Origin of the sequence: Brevibacillus sp. HB1.4B, from assembly GCF_013284285.1 — a bacterium.
In the GTDB taxonomy this organism is placed as follows: Bacteria; Bacillota; Bacilli; order Brevibacillales; family Brevibacillaceae; genus Brevibacillus; species Brevibacillus porteri.
Window position 1 is genome coordinate 84,579 of sequence record NZ_JABSUT010000010.1, and the last position, 15,087, is coordinate 99,665.

12 protein-coding genes are annotated in these 15,087 nt (G+C 49.7%); 5 read left to right on the forward strand and 7 right to left on the reverse strand.

Features of this window, described 5'->3' with window-relative positions; genetic code table 11:
- Positions 1-147 precede the first annotated feature (147 nt).
- The 4 genes from alr to HP398_RS22615 all read left to right on the forward strand — a co-directional run bounded on the left by alr (position 148) and on the right by HP398_RS22615 (position 4,313).
- Positions 148-1,329: an alanine racemase gene (gene alr / locus HP398_RS22600; RefSeq protein ID WP_173623687.1), complete on the forward strand. Its 1,182-nt coding sequence runs from the start codon at positions 148-150 to the stop codon at positions 1,327-1,329.
- 79 nt (positions 1,330-1,408) lie between these two features.
- Positions 1,409-3,001 carry an alkaline phosphatase family protein gene (locus tag HP398_RS22605; RefSeq protein ID WP_173623688.1) on the forward strand — a complete coding sequence of 531 codons (1,593 nt, stop codon included), beginning with the start codon at positions 1,409-1,411 and terminating at the stop codon, positions 2,999-3,001.
- A 110-nt stretch (positions 3,002-3,111) separates the two neighbouring features.
- Complete coding sequence (locus tag HP398_RS22610; RefSeq protein ID WP_017250482.1) at positions 3,112-3,918, forward strand: DUF2785 domain-containing protein; 807 nt, start codon at positions 3,112-3,114, stop codon at positions 3,916-3,918.
- 71 nt (positions 3,919-3,989) lie between these two features.
- Positions 3,990-4,313 carry a DUF3892 domain-containing protein gene (locus tag HP398_RS22615; RefSeq protein WP_017250483.1) on the forward strand — a complete coding sequence of 108 codons (324 nt, stop codon included), beginning with the start codon at positions 3,990-3,992 and terminating at the stop codon, positions 4,311-4,313.
- Positions 4,314-4,372: 59 nt separating this feature from the next.
- Here the strand turns inward: HP398_RS22615 and uvrA are convergent, their stop codons facing one another.
- The 3 genes from uvrA to HP398_RS22630 all read right to left on the reverse strand — a co-directional run bounded on the left by uvrA (position 4,373) and on the right by HP398_RS22630 (position 8,235).
- Positions 4,373-6,814 carry an excinuclease ABC subunit UvrA gene (uvrA, locus tag HP398_RS22620; protein ID WP_173623689.1) on the reverse strand — a complete coding sequence of 814 codons (2,442 nt, stop codon included), beginning with the start codon at positions 6,812-6,814 and terminating at the stop codon, positions 4,373-4,375.
- A 275-nt stretch (positions 6,815-7,089) separates the two neighbouring features.
- Positions 7,090-7,593 carry a DUF4188 domain-containing protein gene (locus tag HP398_RS22625; protein WP_017250485.1) on the reverse strand — a complete coding sequence of 168 codons (504 nt, stop codon included), beginning with the start codon at positions 7,591-7,593 and terminating at the stop codon, positions 7,090-7,092.
- A 9-nt stretch (positions 7,594-7,602) separates the two neighbouring features.
- A complete protein-coding gene (locus HP398_RS22630; protein ID WP_017250486.1) occupies positions 7,603-8,235 on the reverse strand; it encodes a TetR/AcrR family transcriptional regulator in 633 nt (210 codons plus the stop codon).
- A 181-nt stretch (positions 8,236-8,416) separates the two neighbouring features.
- Here HP398_RS22630 and HP398_RS22635 point away from each other — a divergent pair, with 181 nt between their 5' ends.
- Positions 8,417-9,382, forward strand: a complete 966-nt coding sequence (locus HP398_RS22635; RefSeq protein WP_173623690.1) for an NAD(P)-dependent alcohol dehydrogenase — start codon at positions 8,417-8,419, stop codon at positions 9,380-9,382.
- 71 nt (positions 9,383-9,453) lie between these two features.
- On the opposite strand, the gene HP398_RS22640 is transcribed toward HP398_RS22635, so the two are convergent.
- The 4 genes from HP398_RS22640 to HP398_RS22655 form a co-directional block, all read right to left on the reverse strand.
- Entirely contained in the window at positions 9,454-10,200 is a 747-nt protein-coding gene (locus HP398_RS22640) for an IclR family transcriptional regulator (protein ID WP_017250488.1), read from the reverse strand.
- A gap of 186 nt (positions 10,201-10,386) precedes the next feature.
- Positions 10,387-11,211 carry an aldo/keto reductase gene (locus tag HP398_RS22645; protein WP_017250489.1) on the reverse strand — a complete coding sequence of 275 codons (825 nt, stop codon included), beginning with the start codon at positions 11,209-11,211 and terminating at the stop codon, positions 10,387-10,389.
- A 78-nt stretch (positions 11,212-11,289) separates the two neighbouring features.
- Positions 11,290-12,927 (reverse strand): hypothetical protein, encoded by a 1,638-nt coding sequence (locus HP398_RS22650; RefSeq protein ID WP_173623691.1) that lies wholly within the window; start codon positions 12,925-12,927, stop codon positions 11,290-11,292.
- 36 nt (positions 12,928-12,963) lie between these two features.
- Positions 12,964-15,063 carry a phage tail protein I gene (locus HP398_RS22655; RefSeq protein ID WP_217368838.1) on the reverse strand — a complete coding sequence of 700 codons (2,100 nt, stop codon included), beginning with the start codon at positions 15,061-15,063 and terminating at the stop codon, positions 12,964-12,966.
- Positions 15,064-15,087 lie beyond the last annotated feature (24 nt).

Below are 15,087 nucleotides of genomic sequence, written 5' to 3' on the forward strand. Positions count from 1 at the left end.
AGCCAGACACATGGTTGTCGTTTGCAGGCCACTCTACACATGGCCTGCTTTTTGTTATCTCTTCCCGGTAGGCCACGCTTAAGTGGAAGATACGGTGAATACGCATGGAAGAGGGAACCGTTTCCCAGAAAAAGGGAGGGATTCGTGATGAAACAGTTGTTTCGCGAAACCTGGATTGAGGTAAATCTCGATGCCATCAAGAAAAACATTCGAGCGATACGTCGGCATATTCCTAAACAGACGAAAATCATGGCGGTTGTAAAAGCGAATGCCTATGGCCATGGTTCTGTTGGAGTAGCCCGCCATGCCCTCGAATACGGGGCTACTTCCCTCGCTGTCGCCATTCTGGAAGAAGGTATCGTCTTACGAAAGGCAGGAATTGTAGCCCCTATACTCGTGCTGGGATTCACTCCTCTTTCACGTGTCAAAGAGGCGGTCGCCTGGAATATTGAGCTGTCTGCCTTCCAGACTGATTGGATCAAAAAAGCCGATAAAATTGTCAAATCAACAGCTTTCTCCAATCGTCTGAACATCCATATCAACATCGATACAGGTATGGGACGTTTGGGCGTACGGACAAGATCTGGGTTGCTTTCAGTCGTGAAGGCCTTAACGTCAAGCTCTTCCCTTGCATGGACCGGAATCTTCACTCATTTTTCCACTGCGGATGAACCCGATCACACATTGACCAAAGCGCAACACGAGTTGTTTGTTCAGTATCTTCGTTATCTGAAGGAAAAAGGGTTCGAGCTTCCGACCGTACACATGTGCAACACCGCTGCTACCATTGCTTTTCCCGCATACAGCGCCGATATGATCCGCCTCGGAATCGGCATGTATGGGCTGTATCCATCCGCTTATATCCGACAACTCAATCGCGTCAAGCTCGTTCCGGCACTCAGCTTGAAATCGCGCTTCTCCTATGTAAAGACCATGCTGACGCCACCGTATACGATCAGTTATGGTGCTACATACATAGCAAAGCGCGGAGAGGTCATCGGGACGATTCCAATCGGTTATGCCGATGGTTATTCGCGCGCACTCTCTAACCGGGGATTTGTTCTGTATCGAGGCAAACGGTTGCCGATCGCAGGGCGAGTGACGATGGATCAGATGATGGTCAGCTTGGGAGAAGGCAGCGGAAAGCAAGGCGATGAGGTCGTGATTTACGGCAAGCAAGGAAACCGCGAGATTACTGTCGATGAGATTGCCGAAATGCTCGGGACGATCAACTATGAAGTCGTTGCCACCCTCAGTAATCGCATCCCTCGCTTGTTTTTGGAAAAAGGGGTGGTTGTCGAGATCTCTCATCTGTTGCCGGAAGGTTAAATGAGGCAGGCTTGGTGAATAATTTTTCCGCGAAAACAAAAAATAGGGAAAACCAAATTCACAAAAAAGGAATGGAAACATGAAGTCGCGATTCACATACGCCATCCTTCTCCTGTTGGCGCTGAGTCTGACTGTGATCAGCTGCAAGCCAGACTCAGCCTCTCAAATCCGTCAGCATAGCCTTAAGGCTCAACCCTCAGCTGAGAGAAATGAATCGCAAAAGCCTGTCCTGCTCATTCTCATTGATTCCTTAATGGACAAACCACTTCAAGAAGCGATCCGGCAAGGTCGCGCTCCTGCTTTAGGTTATTTGCTTGCAAACGGGCGCTATTACCCGCAAGTTGTGAGTTCTTTTCCCACCATGTCGGTAACTATCGACAGCACGCTCCTTACAGGAACGTATGCCAATGAGCATCATGTACCGGGATTATCCTGGTTCAGCAACAAGGAAAAGCGGATGATTTATTACGGGTATGGTCCTAAAGAAGGTCTGAAGATCGATCAGCCACAAGTGCTGCTAGATATCCTTCATCAATTGAACCTGGTCCAGCTCAATCGAGATACGAAAACCATCCATGAAGAGTTGGCGGAAAAAGGCAAGGATACGGCTTCCATCAATGCTATTCTATGGCGAGGCACAACGCCGCACGCCTTACAAATCCCCCGTCTCATTGATTTCGGCACGCGATTGCCTGGCGAACTGAATGTGACCGGACCAAAACTGATGTCGTATGCAGCATTTGCCCAGCTGGATCCGAATCAAAAGAGTGAAAAGCGCATTTGGCGAAAATACGGGATGAATGATGAGTTTTCCGCGCAGGAGGCTGCCTATCTCATCGCCAACAAGAAGCTCCCCCCTCTTACCATCGCCTACTTGCCGGAAAATGATATGGAAGTACATAAGAAGGGCCCCGCTACGATCGAAGGGATTGAAAAAGCGGATAAAGCGCTTCAAGCCGTACTCAATGCATTTGGATCTTGGGACAAGGCAATCAAAGAAGCGCGGTGGATCGTCATGGGAGACAGTGCCCAGAGTGCTGTTCTGGATGATCGCAAGGCCGCTACCATTGACTTGCGCAGCTTACTGACCGACTATCAAATAGCCAAAATCAGTCAGCCTGTCACCCCTTCTGACCAAATCGTGATTTCGGCCAACGAACGGATGGCCTATATTTATGCCCTGGACTCACGTATTCCGTTATCCGATATCGTAAAACGTTTGCAGCGTGAACCAAAGCTGGACATCCTTGCAAGAAAGGAAGACAAAAAGATTATCGTTACAGCAGGCAAAATCAACCGAGAGTTTAGCTATCAACCAAACGGTCCCTTTACCGATCCATATGGGCAAACATGGACCTTCAGCGGCGATCCGCGTCTGCTCGATATGACCATGAACAAGAACCGGATCACGTATGGGAAATATCCGGACGTTTTGGCGAGGCTCTACGGTGCGTTGAATTCGCATGAAGGCAGATATGTGGTCGTTACTGTTCAGCCAGGGCATGAGCTCATTACCGAAAGTTCTCCCACCCATATCGGCGGAGCGGCACACGGTTCCTTGCACGAGGTGGATTCACTCGTTCCCCTGCTGGTAACCGGGATCGCCACAGGACCCCAAACTTTGCGTATCGTCGACTTGAAAGATTGGCTGCTGCGCCTGACAACCGAATGAGCGAATCAGCTTTTAGAGAAAGGGCAGTATCGGCAAATCTGCCCTCTTCTCTTTTTATTTCGCCGTCTCCAGCAATGTTGTAAAATTAGGAAAATAAAGGAGCTGAGAAGATGTCATTAAAAGAAACCTTGCTCGCGATTCGGGCGAATAGCTTTCTGGCGCCGCCACATGCTTTTGAACTCGCGCTCGAAATGGTTACGCACATCGGTTCAGCCGATCCCCAACTGCGTGATGAGCTCATCTATTCTACGTTTTCTCATTGGATAGAGGAAGGTGTGCTCTCCCCTGAACAGCTACAAGAGCTGCTAGCGATTGCACTCGACGACCAGCATTTATTTTATCGCATAGGTGAAAATGGGACTGACTCGGTATTCACGCGCTCCTTTTCCGTTTTATTGCTCCCCCTTATCCTGATCCTGCATCGGAATCATCCTTTTCTCGCCAAAGAAGCGATCCTTTACGTGAAGGACAAACTTTTCGCTTACATACGGCAAGAAACAGACCTGCGAGGCTATGTGGAAGAAAAGGGCTGGGCACATGCTACCGCTCATGCTGCTGACGCTCTCGATGACCTGGCCCAATGCAGTGAACTGGATCAGACTGACCTGAAGCAAATTCTCGGAGTCATCCGCGAAACAATCATAGGGGCGAAATCAGTTTATGCGCACGAAGAAGATGAGCGCCTGGTGACTGCTGTCCTTTCTGTCTGGAATCGTGATGAACTCTCCTTGGATGATATCGATGGATGGGTTCGGAGTTTTGCGAATCGTTTAGATAGTAGCTATTCAATCGAAGCGTACACGGGGCGAATCAATGCGAAAAACTTTTTGCGGAGCCTGTACTATCGCATCCACGACCAGGAAAAATATAAGCGGATAGCAGCGACCTTACTTCCTCTTAGTGCACAGCGAGCATAGTCCCCGAAAGCAAAAAACGAATGCATGTTCTCCTTTGTTTTAGGCACCCTACTGATGAGGAGGGATGATGCATGGATCAACGGAGCTTTGAACAAATTTATGAGGCCTACAAAAATGCTGGAGAACAACAGGCGATCCAGGAAAATGGAGATAACAGCCCACTGACGAATACAGGAAAAGAGCAAATCGTGGCTGTCAGGAAAAACGACGATGGAGACTTGATCGCCTTTAAAACAGACACAGGCCGTGAGCTCGACTATATCACCGCACTCAACGATGCAAAGGCTGGCAAGCTGGCTCATGTAGACGTGTTTCACAAGTATGGGAGAGACATTCTGCGGAGTGAGCCAGACGGAATCAAGGAAAACAATTTGGATCGTCTACCTGACTTTTGACGAAAAAAGGTCGCCCACAGCAGAATCGGGGCGACCTTTTTGTATCGACGCGTATTGGATTAGTGGATAAACTTTCCGGTAATCGACTCTTTCGTGGCCGCCACTTCTTTTGGTGTCCCGCTCGCAACCACGTTCCCTCCAGAACTACCACCTCCAGGTCCCATATCAATCACCCAGTCAGAAGCGGCGATCAATTCTGTGTTGTGCTCGACCATAAATACGGTATTTCCGGCGTCGACCAATTTGCTCAAGAGGACATGGAGCTTCTCGACGTCAATTGGATGCAGTCCTGTCGATGGCTCATCCAGTAAGTACAGCGTATGCCCTGTAGAAGATGCACTCAGCTCCCTAGCCAGCTTCAACCGTTGTCCTTCACCACCGGACAAGGTCGTCACAGACTGCCCCCATTGCAAGTAGCCGAGTCCTACCTCACACAGCAGGGTCAGCAATTGCGTCATCTTCTTTTGCTCGCTGAACAGGGAGAGGCTCTCCTCAATACTAAGCATCAATATATCGGAAATGGAATAGCCTTGGTACGATACCTCCAAGACCTCTGAACGAAATCTTTTTCCGCGACAATCCGGGCAGACGACCTGTAAGTTGGATAGAAAGTGCATGTCCACTTCCACTCGCCCCAGTCCCTCGCATCGCTCACATCTTCCGCCCGGCGTATTGAATGAAAAGTGTTTGGCATCCAAACCACGCTTTTTGGCTGCGGGCAAGGCAGCGTATATTTTGCGTAAGAGCGTGTACAAGTCGACGTACGTGGAGACATTGGAGCGCTGCATGCGTGATAGCGGCGACTGATCCACTGTTATGACGCTTTGAATGGCTTCGAGTCCTGTAATTGCGCGGCATCCTGCTGCTTTTCCCGTTCGCTTCTCGGCAGCGGCTGCCAGCAAATCGTAGACGAGTGTCGATTTACCCGAGCCAGAGACACCCGAAACTGCTACCAGCCTTCCCAGTGGGAACGATACCGTCACATCCCGCAAATTGTGCAACGTGGCCCCTTCAATCGTAATCCACTCGCCTGTTCCCTTGCGCTCTTTGGACGACAGCACTCTCTGTTCTTTCAAGTAGCGACCTGTGACAGAATGCGGTTGGTTCAGCAATTCTTTCAGCGAACCTTGCCCGACGATTTCGCCGCCAAAACGTCCTGCTCCTGGCCCTACATCGATCACGTGATCCGCTTCTTGAATGACTCGTTGGTCATGCTCGATGAGCAGCACAGTGTTGCCCAAATCACGCAGCTCCTTCATGACCTTCACGAGTCCATCCGTGTCCTTTGGATGTAATCCCGAGGTTGGTTCATCCAGCAAATAAAGTACACCAGTCAAGCCAGAGCCGAGAATGGAAGCGAGCCGCAATCGCTGTGCTTCACCGCCAGAAAGAGAGATGGCCTGTCGATCGAGGGTCAAGTAGCCCAGCCCCACATGGATGACGCGCCTGATCTTGATGAGCAAATCATGAAGGACAGCCTCCAAAATCGTGTCTTCTTCACGGACAGCTCGTACAAGCACACTCTCCACCCAATCCCCCAGCTCCTCCAATGAGCTCTTGGATAGGCTCGGCAGCGTCCTCCCTTCGACTGTAACGAGGCGACTCTCCTCCTTTAACCTCTCACCATGGCAGTCGTGACAAGGCTGGGTCAGAAAGTAAGCAGCTTCACCCGATTGTCCGTCTTTTTCCTTATAGCGTTGCCACATCCCTGTGATCACACCTTTAAACCTTCCCTTTCCTACCGTTTTCGGAGGCTGAACAGAAGGGAAGTGTCGAGAAAACTCCTCGCTCTCCACGCCATATTTGAGCAAATCCCACTGCGCTTCGTTGTACTCGTTCAAAGGCAGATTCATCGACAAGCCGTAATGTTTTCCTGCCGCCTCCATCACGCTGGCCTGATATTCATTAATCGCCTCGTACCAAAAGGTAACAGCTCCTTCCCGAATGCTCTTTGTTTCATCAAACACGGCTTCCACATCAATATCGACGACCGTCCCCAATCCACTGCAAGTCGGGCAAGCACCTTGGGGCGTATTAAACGAAAAATCTGCTTTGGTCAGAGGGAAATGAATATAGGCACATACCGGACACGTAACGGCTTCTGTTTCTTTGCCATTGGCAGCAGGTGCTATTGGTGTGTGGCACTTCTGGCAGTGTCTCTCCCCCTTCTTTTCATAGACTGTCCGCAGATAGGTATACATGTCTGTAACGGTTCCCACTGTTGATCGAGGATTACGGTTGGTCACATGTTGACTGATTGCAATGGAGGGAGACAGTCCCTCGATCGAATCCACACGAGGCTTCGCTAGTGATTCAGATGACATTCCACTGGACTCCATATATTGTCGTTGGCATTCTCGTTGCAGAATATCAAGTGCCAGTGTCGATTTACCCGATCCAGATGGTCCGGTTACCACCACGAGACGATGCTTGGGAATCTCAAGAGAAATGTTTTTCAAGTTGTTTTCTCTTGCTCCCCGAATGCGAATCAAGTCTTTCATGCAAAAAACCTCCTTCATGATTGAAATGTCAGTCCCTTTCGCTGACGAAGACCGACCTGCTTGATCTACTATACAACATTCATGCAAGTGCCAAGGTTACTGCAAAAACGACCCTTTGATTACTGCTAGAAAGACGAAGCATCACGTCATGGAGCTTTAATGTTTTTCTCGAACAAAACGACCCTCTCTTCCTTAGACCTTGCAGCAGTTGGACAATCAGTCCAATGCTGCATCGCTCTAAAAAGAAGAAAGGGCCGCTTGTTTGCGACAAGCTATTATAGTGTAGGAGAAGGAACCGCTGGCTCGTTCTCACCGCCCAAACGCCGGCGTGCCGTCTCCCTTTTTCCCACTGCCGGTAGATGCTCCCCTGCCTTGGCCAATCCCCAGACAGGCATATTTCCATAAAGGCATTCGTATTTTCCAGCATCAACCAAGTACGTCTCGTGAAAAATCCCAACCGTTCCATCCGTTCCTACCGCTTGGTTGAACTTCTTCCACGCGCTCAAATGATTGTGGCTTTTTCTCGCGTAATTTTCCAAGTGCTCATAGGATCGCCAGTACTGGATTTGGGTGATTTCACGCAGATTAAAATGCGAAGTGTGACCCAACAGTCCGAGCTCCGGGTGCTGATACAACTCTCGCATCATGCCTCCCATGGCGTTGGCTACTGGCATCCATTTGTGAACCGCAAGCCTACGATTGATTCGCATCCCGATGATAAATACGACGAAAGGTCCTTCCATTTGTGCTGTAAAACGCCCCGGAACTACTTTTGCCATCCGACTCCCCTACCTTATCAAAGATTTGAGGTGCAACTCGTAAAACGCCATATAATCAGACACATGAAACAAATGTGCAGTCAGATAGGCTCCGTAAAAGATCGAGAATAGCAAAATAACAGCCTCTTCCTCCGACAAGTGAAGGGCAAGCTGTCCATCTTCGGCTGCTTCTTGCACGCACGTTTGCAACATTTCATGCAGATCAGTAGCTCGAATGGCTTCTCTCTCTTCTTCCTCGGGGAAGCGCAAATACAATTCAGCATCAGATAAAAGTGGGACACACGGGTGCATTTTTTGCTCGGCTAAAAAGCTGATAAGGCTAAGCATGATCCCAGGTTGCTTCTCACTATCGCATGTAACCTTGGCAAAAATATGCCGAACGGCTTCCCATCCCCTCTTACCTGTACTCCGCAACTCAACAAAGCACTCTGCTTGCCATATGCTCATGTAATAAATCAAGAGCTCTTCCTTTTGCGGGAAAAATTTAAAGAATGTGACCTTCGACACCTCTGCTCGTTCGCAAATGTCATCCACTAGGACATTTCGGAAGCTCCCGTCGCCTATCAGCTCCAAGGCAGCGTCCAGAAGGGCGAATTTAGTTTTGGCTTTCTTTTTCTCGCGTAGCGATAATGCTTCTGCCATCTTGAACTCCTTTTTCCATATTTCCACTTTACATTTATAATAGTATATAAATTAACCTGAGTAAAGTTTTTTATTCAAGTAAGCAAAAAAATCAGCTCTCCTATTCAAAAAAATGAAAACTTTAATCAAATGACTCCGTATAAAATAGGAAAACAACCAAGGCTAATTGGAGGGCGAAGAGATGAAAGCGATCGTATACGAGCAATATGGGCCGCCCAATGTCCTACAGCTCCGGGATGTCGCCAAACCGGTACCCAAGGACGACGAGGTATTAATCAAAGTCTATGCTGCAACTGCCGCAGCGGGGGATTGGCGTTTACGCAAGGCAGATCCTTTCCTGGCACGTCTGTTCAATGGTCTGTGGAAGCCGAGGAAAATCAAGATTCTCGGCTTCGAATTAGCCGGAGTGGTCGAATCAACGGGCAGTGGCGTTTCTCAGTTTAAACCGGGGGATGCCGTCTATGCTGCCTGCGGAATCGGCTTCGGCGCGTATGCCGAATACAAATGCTTACCTGAGAACGGTTGTATTACACTGAAGCCTGCGAACATGACGTTTGAGGAAGCAGCCGCGGTTCCGGTCGGTGCCTATACTGCCTTGCAATTTCTCCGGAAGGGCAATATCCAGCACGGCAGGCGTGTGCTCATATACGGTGCTTCTGGCAGTGTCGGGACGTATGCGGTACAGCTCGCCAAGTATTTCGGTGCGGAAGTGACCGGAGTATGCAGCACATCGAATGTGGAGCTGGTAAGATCGTTGGGGGCCGACCGAATCATCGATTATACAAAAGAAAACTTCGAGGACGAGACTGCGGTCTACGATATCATTTTCGATACGGTCGGAAAGAGTCCGTTTCAGGCATGCGTCGAGCGACTGACACCGAACGGTTACTACCTGCGAGCGGTCCATTTCAGCCCTTTGCCAATCGTTCGCGGGTTATGGACGAACATGACGAGTGGTAAGAAGGTGATTGGTGGAACCGCGAACGAAAACGCGGACGACTTGAGGTATGTAAAGGAGCTAATCGAGGCCGGCAAGCTGCGTGCCGTCATCGATCGCATTTATCCGCTAGAGCAAGCAGCGGAGGCCCACTCTTATGTGGAGCTGGGGCATAAGAAAGGCAACGTGGTGTTAACCGTGCGCCAATGATTACGCATCGATCGTTCAATAAATAAAGCCAATCAAAACACATTCTCTTTGTGTTTTGATTGGCTTCTTCGTTATTTCATCATTTTCCCCATCCGATAGGCTGCTTCCATGATATAAGGCGCATATTGGCTCATTTTTTCAGGAGTCAAGCGGTTGGAAGGACCCGACGCCGCAATAGACGCTACCAATTGTCCGTTGCGGTTGAATATCGGGACGGCTACGGCTGCTGTCCCCAGCTCCCGTTCCTCCACGCTAGTCGCGAAGCCTTGCTTCCTGATTTGATCCAATTGCTCAATAAAAGACTCCTTGTTCACATAGTCAGGCCAATTCGGGTCGCTGATGACTTCCTGCAAAATAAAAGGCTCTGCATATGCCACAAGTACTTTGCTGGATGCCCCCACCGTGAGTGGCATACGCGCTCCGATTGGCGCCACCCTGCGAATCGGCTGCTTGCTTTGGACTGCCTGTACGCGTATCCGCTCGTTTCCATCCCGCACGTACAGACTGATTGTTTCCTCCACCAAATCCCGCAATCGCTCCATCTCCGGCAGCAGCAAAATCGCTGGATCATCGTTTTGCGACAAATTGGCGGATAACTCCCAAACCCGAAACCCAAGTCGATACTTCTCCGTCTGAACATCACGTATCAGAAATCCTTTGTTCTCCAGCGTTGCCAGCAAACGATGCACGGTACTTTTATGCAAGGAGAGTCGACTCGCTATCTCACTCAGGCCCAGGTCCGTAGCGTCTGTAAAACAGAGCAGGATATCCAAAGCCCGATCGACTGCCCGAACGTTTGCTTTTTGTTCTTCTTCCATAAGTGTTTGACACCTGCTTCCTACTTTGTTCCGATCGTTTCGTCTGATGAAACGAATATGCTACTTTTCAGTATACGAAAAAATAAAGCATAGTAAAGAGCGAATCCAAGGTCCACTCCAAGACAGGAATGAAAAAAGGGTAGCCGACCTGTTGCGGCTCCCCTTTTATGCCTTATCGTTGTCCCTTTAAAAATCAAAGTTATCTGGGTCTGGCCCAAACCGCTTGTTGTCATTTACGGCAGTGATTTTTTCTACATCCTCTGCACTGAGGGAGAAGTCAAAAACATCTGCGTTCTGGCGAATCCGCTCTGGTGTGATCGACTTCGGAATCGTGACCACTTGGTTTTCCAAATCCCAGCGAAGCACAATTTGTGCAGGAGACTTGCCATATTTTTGTCCCAATTCCACCAAGAGAGGATGATCGAGGTTTCCTTGCATCAACGGGCTCCATGCTTCTAGTTGAATATGGTGCTCTTTGCAATACGCATGCAATTCTTTTTGGGTAAGCAATGGATGATACTCGACTTGGTTGACAACCGGAATGATCTCGCTATGTTGGCGTAAATCCTCGAGGTGGTGGCTATGAAAATTACTGACGCCAATCGCACGTACATATCCATCGCGGTACAGCTTTTCCAAAGCCCTCCATGTATCTACGTACTTGCCTTTTACGGGCCAGTGAATCAGGTACAAATCCAGCGTATCGATACCCAATTTTTTCATACTTTCATCAAAAGCCTTCAGCGTTGACTCGTAGCCTTGATCCGCATTCCACACCTTGGTCGTGATGAACAATTGATCGCGATCAATCCCGGCTTGACGGATTCCTTCGCCTACGCCGGCTTCGTTACCGTAGATGGCTGCTGTGTCTATACTGCGATAGCCCGCCTCAATCGCGGAACGGACGGCCAACGTTTCGTTTCCGTCTTTTGCCTTCCAGACACCCAGACCCAGCCAGGGCATCTTCACCCCGTTGTTCAAAACGGAATGATCTGTGATATGTGTTGCCATTGGATCTCCTCCCGTCTAACGCTGATATGTACTTACATTAAGAAAGTGTAGCATAAATACAGAATGAAGCAAACCTTGCTACTCTTGTGAATCTTGATGCGCCACGTCCTCTGTCCCAGCTGCCTGCGGTTTGATCGCCCACCACCTGATCCTTGCCCGATCTGTCTGAACAGCTCCCTTTACCTGAACACCGATCCGAAACGTTCCTTTCTGCGGATAAACGATGACCCCTACGGCAAAATGGGCTGCATCTGTCGCATACTCTGAATCATCAAAAACACTACTATGCCCGTACATCACTTGCTCATGTTGGGAAAGCAACTCATCGATCACATCTGCATGAAAATCCTCGACTCCTGCACTGACATACACGTTCCCTTTTCCGAGGGAGTGCTTGATCTCGTCAGAAAAATATCGATTGCCGATCCTGACTCCAAACGGCCAGTTGGACGAATATGGCTCAATCGGTATTTCCACCACGCCAGTTGCTACTTGTTGATTGGCCTTTCCGGGTCGGGGCAGACCAAGCTCAAACTGGTAGACGGACGCCAGATGATCGTAGCTCACATCAAACTGCGGCTTATCGCCTGCTGCGATTTCTTTCACACGCGTGGTCACCCGGAAGGAATCCGCATGGGACCCTTGCTCGACTTGCTTCCCCTTCTGCGCACGCAACGCAAGCTTTTGCAAAAGCGCTGGGGTATACACGTACTCACCAAACGGAACAGGAACAACCTTCTCAATGACATAGGTCGCATTCATTTGCAGCAAGCATACTTTTGCCAAATAAAGAAAAGGTTGTTCGTTTGCATGTGTCACCTGATCCAGCTTGCGATTGTAGTAATCGGACACGAGCCGCTCTACCAGATCGTCTGGCGTGATTTCGATTTTTCCTACAGAAACGAGATCAGTATGCACCAAGCGATCGCCGAGTTGTACCTCTGCCTTGCCCCCCAGCACTGCCAGCTCCACCGTTCCACGATCCCAGCCAGCCTTGATCGGAATGGAGATGACGTAATCCGTCTCTTTCGCGTCAACAGGCTCTAAGAAGGATACACTACCGTCACTGCTCTCCAAGACTGTCAGCCCTGGTGCATCCAGCTTGTATTGGAAGTGCACGCGTGACGTTTGTACCGTCTTCTCGATGTGCAACTGCAAGGTAAATACTTCACCTGGATTGACGTATCGTGGGGTCGCCTGCCAGATGCGCACCTGTGGATCTGCATATAGTAGCACTCTTTGCTCTACCAGTTGCACCCCTTCGATGGAAGCAGGATGTGGTGCCTCCTCTTTGATAAAAAGCCGATATCCTTCTGCCACTCGGTTGTATTCAGCCATTTCCTGCTCGACCGTTTCGGAGACGGAGAAGACCTGTTCTTTGCCTTTTTCATCATAGGACAAGCAGACGTACACATTTTTCGCGTAATCGTTGTTGCTAAAACCTTCCATCATGGACAGCTTCAGCTTCACAGGCTCAGGAAGTACGATTTCCCTCCCGAGATAATCGAGAGCGACTCCAGCCTCGACCGAAATCTGCTTTTCGTCCACAGCGATCACTTGCAAACCGCATACCACTCCACCCCCGTGAAGCAAGCGATTGGTGAGTCGACGTTTGTCATTGAAATAGCGCTGTTCTGATTCGAAATCTCTGACGGTCAACAGCTTCCCTTTGAAATACACATTCCGTTCATGTGGAAAATAACGCAGATTCTTCATCTCGAACACCTCACTTTGCGTAAAAATCTCGGCTTCTTACTCCAGCTCTGCATCCAGGCCAATCCTCGTGTCATAATCGATTCGTCTGCTGCGGTCCTTCCCGCTTAGTACCGTGTTGTATGGTATGGATAAATTTTGATCAAGCGTAAGGAACGACGGCTCTGTCAAATAAGAATTAATCCCCACGTAGCTATGGAGGTCCGCGTAGATGCCCGGGCGCAGAACGATGAGCTTCGCCTCTGTAAAAGCAGGCTTTTGATCTTCCAAAATCTTTTGCAGAACCGACTGCTCCCGCTCTGTTTTCGCGCATTCCTGTGAAACGATCAGGCAAAATTGATAGGGATGATCCATGTACAAGGAAGAGATCAGCTCGTGCAGCTCCGGGATCGCCTTCATGTCCCTAATTTGAAAATACTCTACGATCATCGGGCGCTCGCCGGTATACAGCTCCACCATCTTTTCCAAGCCCGCACGAGTGCCCCGCTCTGCGTACAGCTCTGGCGCACGACGAATCAACTCTCGTCGCTGCGCCTCTGTCCAATGCTCTTCCCTGCCCATCCCTAACCAGGAAGCGAGCCAAGGGACAAATTCGCTAGGTGTCGTATCTGGATCGAACAACCGCGAAATGGTATCAATCTGTTCCTCCAGCTCCAAGTAAAACGTCCCGAAAAGGGAGAGGAAGCGCTCCAAAAAATCAGCACTGGCAGGTTCACTTTGATAAGTCGCTGGTAGATACCGCAAAAATGTGTCGCGCGGCGAGTAAATCCGCAATTGCCTGAGCAACGGGGAGTGACGGTCAGTACCGAGCCATTCGATTTTAATCCATAAGTAACGACCTTTGGCTGAATGAAACAACGCATCTGAGGCGTTGATTACCGGCTCCGACCATAGATTGGCCGACCTTTGCAGCTTGGTTTTCCAGTCCATGTCGGGTGCCAGCAAAAAATCATCCAGGTTGTGTACGGCTCCATGAATCACATGCTCTTTTCGATCAGAAGAAAACGTCGAGATGAGTAATTGCGTTTCTTCCGGTATGTCTGCATCCAGCGTAAATTTATGCCACACCGTTTCAAATTCCGCGCTATCCAATGCACGAGAGAAGTAGATGCCCGTGGGTATTCCGGTCGCATCCAAGGTGGACGTCCGCGAGACGAGCCGCAACATGGTCAGAACATTTTTCTGTGCGTCCCAAACATACAAACGTTGCTGATTGTCAAAAACGAGCTTGTCTGCTCGTCCATGGTAGTTGGTTAGTGGCGTGAGTGCTTCTCCCGTTGGTTGAAACCGCAAAATGAATCGGGTATGATCATGAGCCGAATCGATGGAACGACTATCACCCACGTAGAGAATGGGACCTGGACCCACTGCAAATCCCGCGGGCTTGGTGCCTGACGGGATCGCCAGGTTACACACATCGGAGCCTTCCGAAGAGAATCGAAACACTTGATTCGTCTGTGCCCAAAATAGATAGGCCTCGCCCGCTTCGGCAACAGACAGGCGAAACAACCTTCTTCGCCTGATCTCACGGAGTGTAGCTGTCTCTGTTACTTTCAATTCCGCATGCGCGTATGTAGCGTCTATTTTGCCTGCCCGATTCAGCCGAAGGACGACGACTTGTGTTCCCGCCGCGATTTCCTTCCGTTCGTTGTCTCGATCTACGACCACGGGTGTCGTGATGTAAAGACGCCCTTCTTCATCCAGCCCTGCATCCAAAGGAAAAAGCCGCTGTCCGTCCCCATCTTCCCAACTCCAAACGCATTGGCCGTTGGCTATGGAATAAGCTCCGACTTTTCGCCTCGCTTCGGGGTCGATAATGTACACGTATTCATCGTCAGCGACGAGAAACGAGTCTTTGGAAAACAACCCCCGTCCAGCGCGAAACACCGTCTCCTTGAAGTTGTTGCTGTCATCGTAATGCGTGATATGCCCGCCCTCATCCAGCCAAAGCAACGAACCGACGCGTGCAATGGAAAAATCCAAGAGTCGAGAGTGATGTGTCGTCCCAGCTTGATGCACATGATCGATCACATATTCGGGCGATTTGTTCAGCGCGATCCCCTCATTGGAGACGTGAAGGTTATACCAAGCCCCCCGCTGCCAATCGGACGGATTGTTCAGGGAAAAGAAACGATTCATTGTATCCACGCCCACTCCTCCGTT

Coding starts and splice junctions, on each gene's coding strand:
- alr (WP_173623687.1), top strand. CDS start 148: ATGAAACAGTTGTTTCGCGAAACCTGGATTGAGGTAAATCTCGATGCC.
- HP398_RS22605 (WP_173623688.1), top strand. CDS start 1,409: ATGAAGTCGCGATTCACATACGCCATCCTTCTCCTGTTGGCGCTGAGT.
- HP398_RS22610 (WP_017250482.1), top strand. CDS start 3,112: ATGTCATTAAAAGAAACCTTGCTCGCGATTCGGGCGAATAGCTTTCTG.
- HP398_RS22615 (WP_017250483.1), top strand. CDS start 3,990: ATGGATCAACGGAGCTTTGAACAAATTTATGAGGCCTACAAAAATGCT.
- uvrA (WP_173623689.1), bottom strand. CDS start 6,814: ATGAAAGACTTGATTCGCATTCGGGGAGCAAGAGAAAACAACTTGAAA.
- HP398_RS22625 (WP_017250485.1), bottom strand. CDS start 7,593: ATGGCAAAAGTAGTTCCGGGGCGTTTTACAGCACAAATGGAAGGACCT.
- HP398_RS22630 (WP_017250486.1), bottom strand. CDS start 8,235: ATGGCAGAAGCATTATCGCTACGCGAGAAAAAGAAAGCCAAAACTAAA.
- HP398_RS22635 (WP_173623690.1), top strand. CDS start 8,417: ATGAAAGCGATCGTATACGAGCAATATGGGCCGCCCAATGTCCTACAG.
- HP398_RS22640 (WP_017250488.1), bottom strand. CDS start 10,200: ATGGAAGAAGAACAAAAAGCAAACGTTCGGGCAGTCGATCGGGCTTTG.
- HP398_RS22645 (WP_017250489.1), bottom strand. CDS start 11,211: ATGGCAACACATATCACAGATCATTCCGTTTTGAACAACGGGGTGAAG.
- HP398_RS22650 (WP_173623691.1), bottom strand. CDS start 12,927: ATGAAGAATCTGCGTTATTTTCCACATGAACGGAATGTGTATTTCAAA.
- HP398_RS22655 (WP_217368838.1), bottom strand. CDS start 15,063: ATGAATCGTTTCTTTTCCCTGAACAATCCGTCCGATTGGCAGCGGGGG.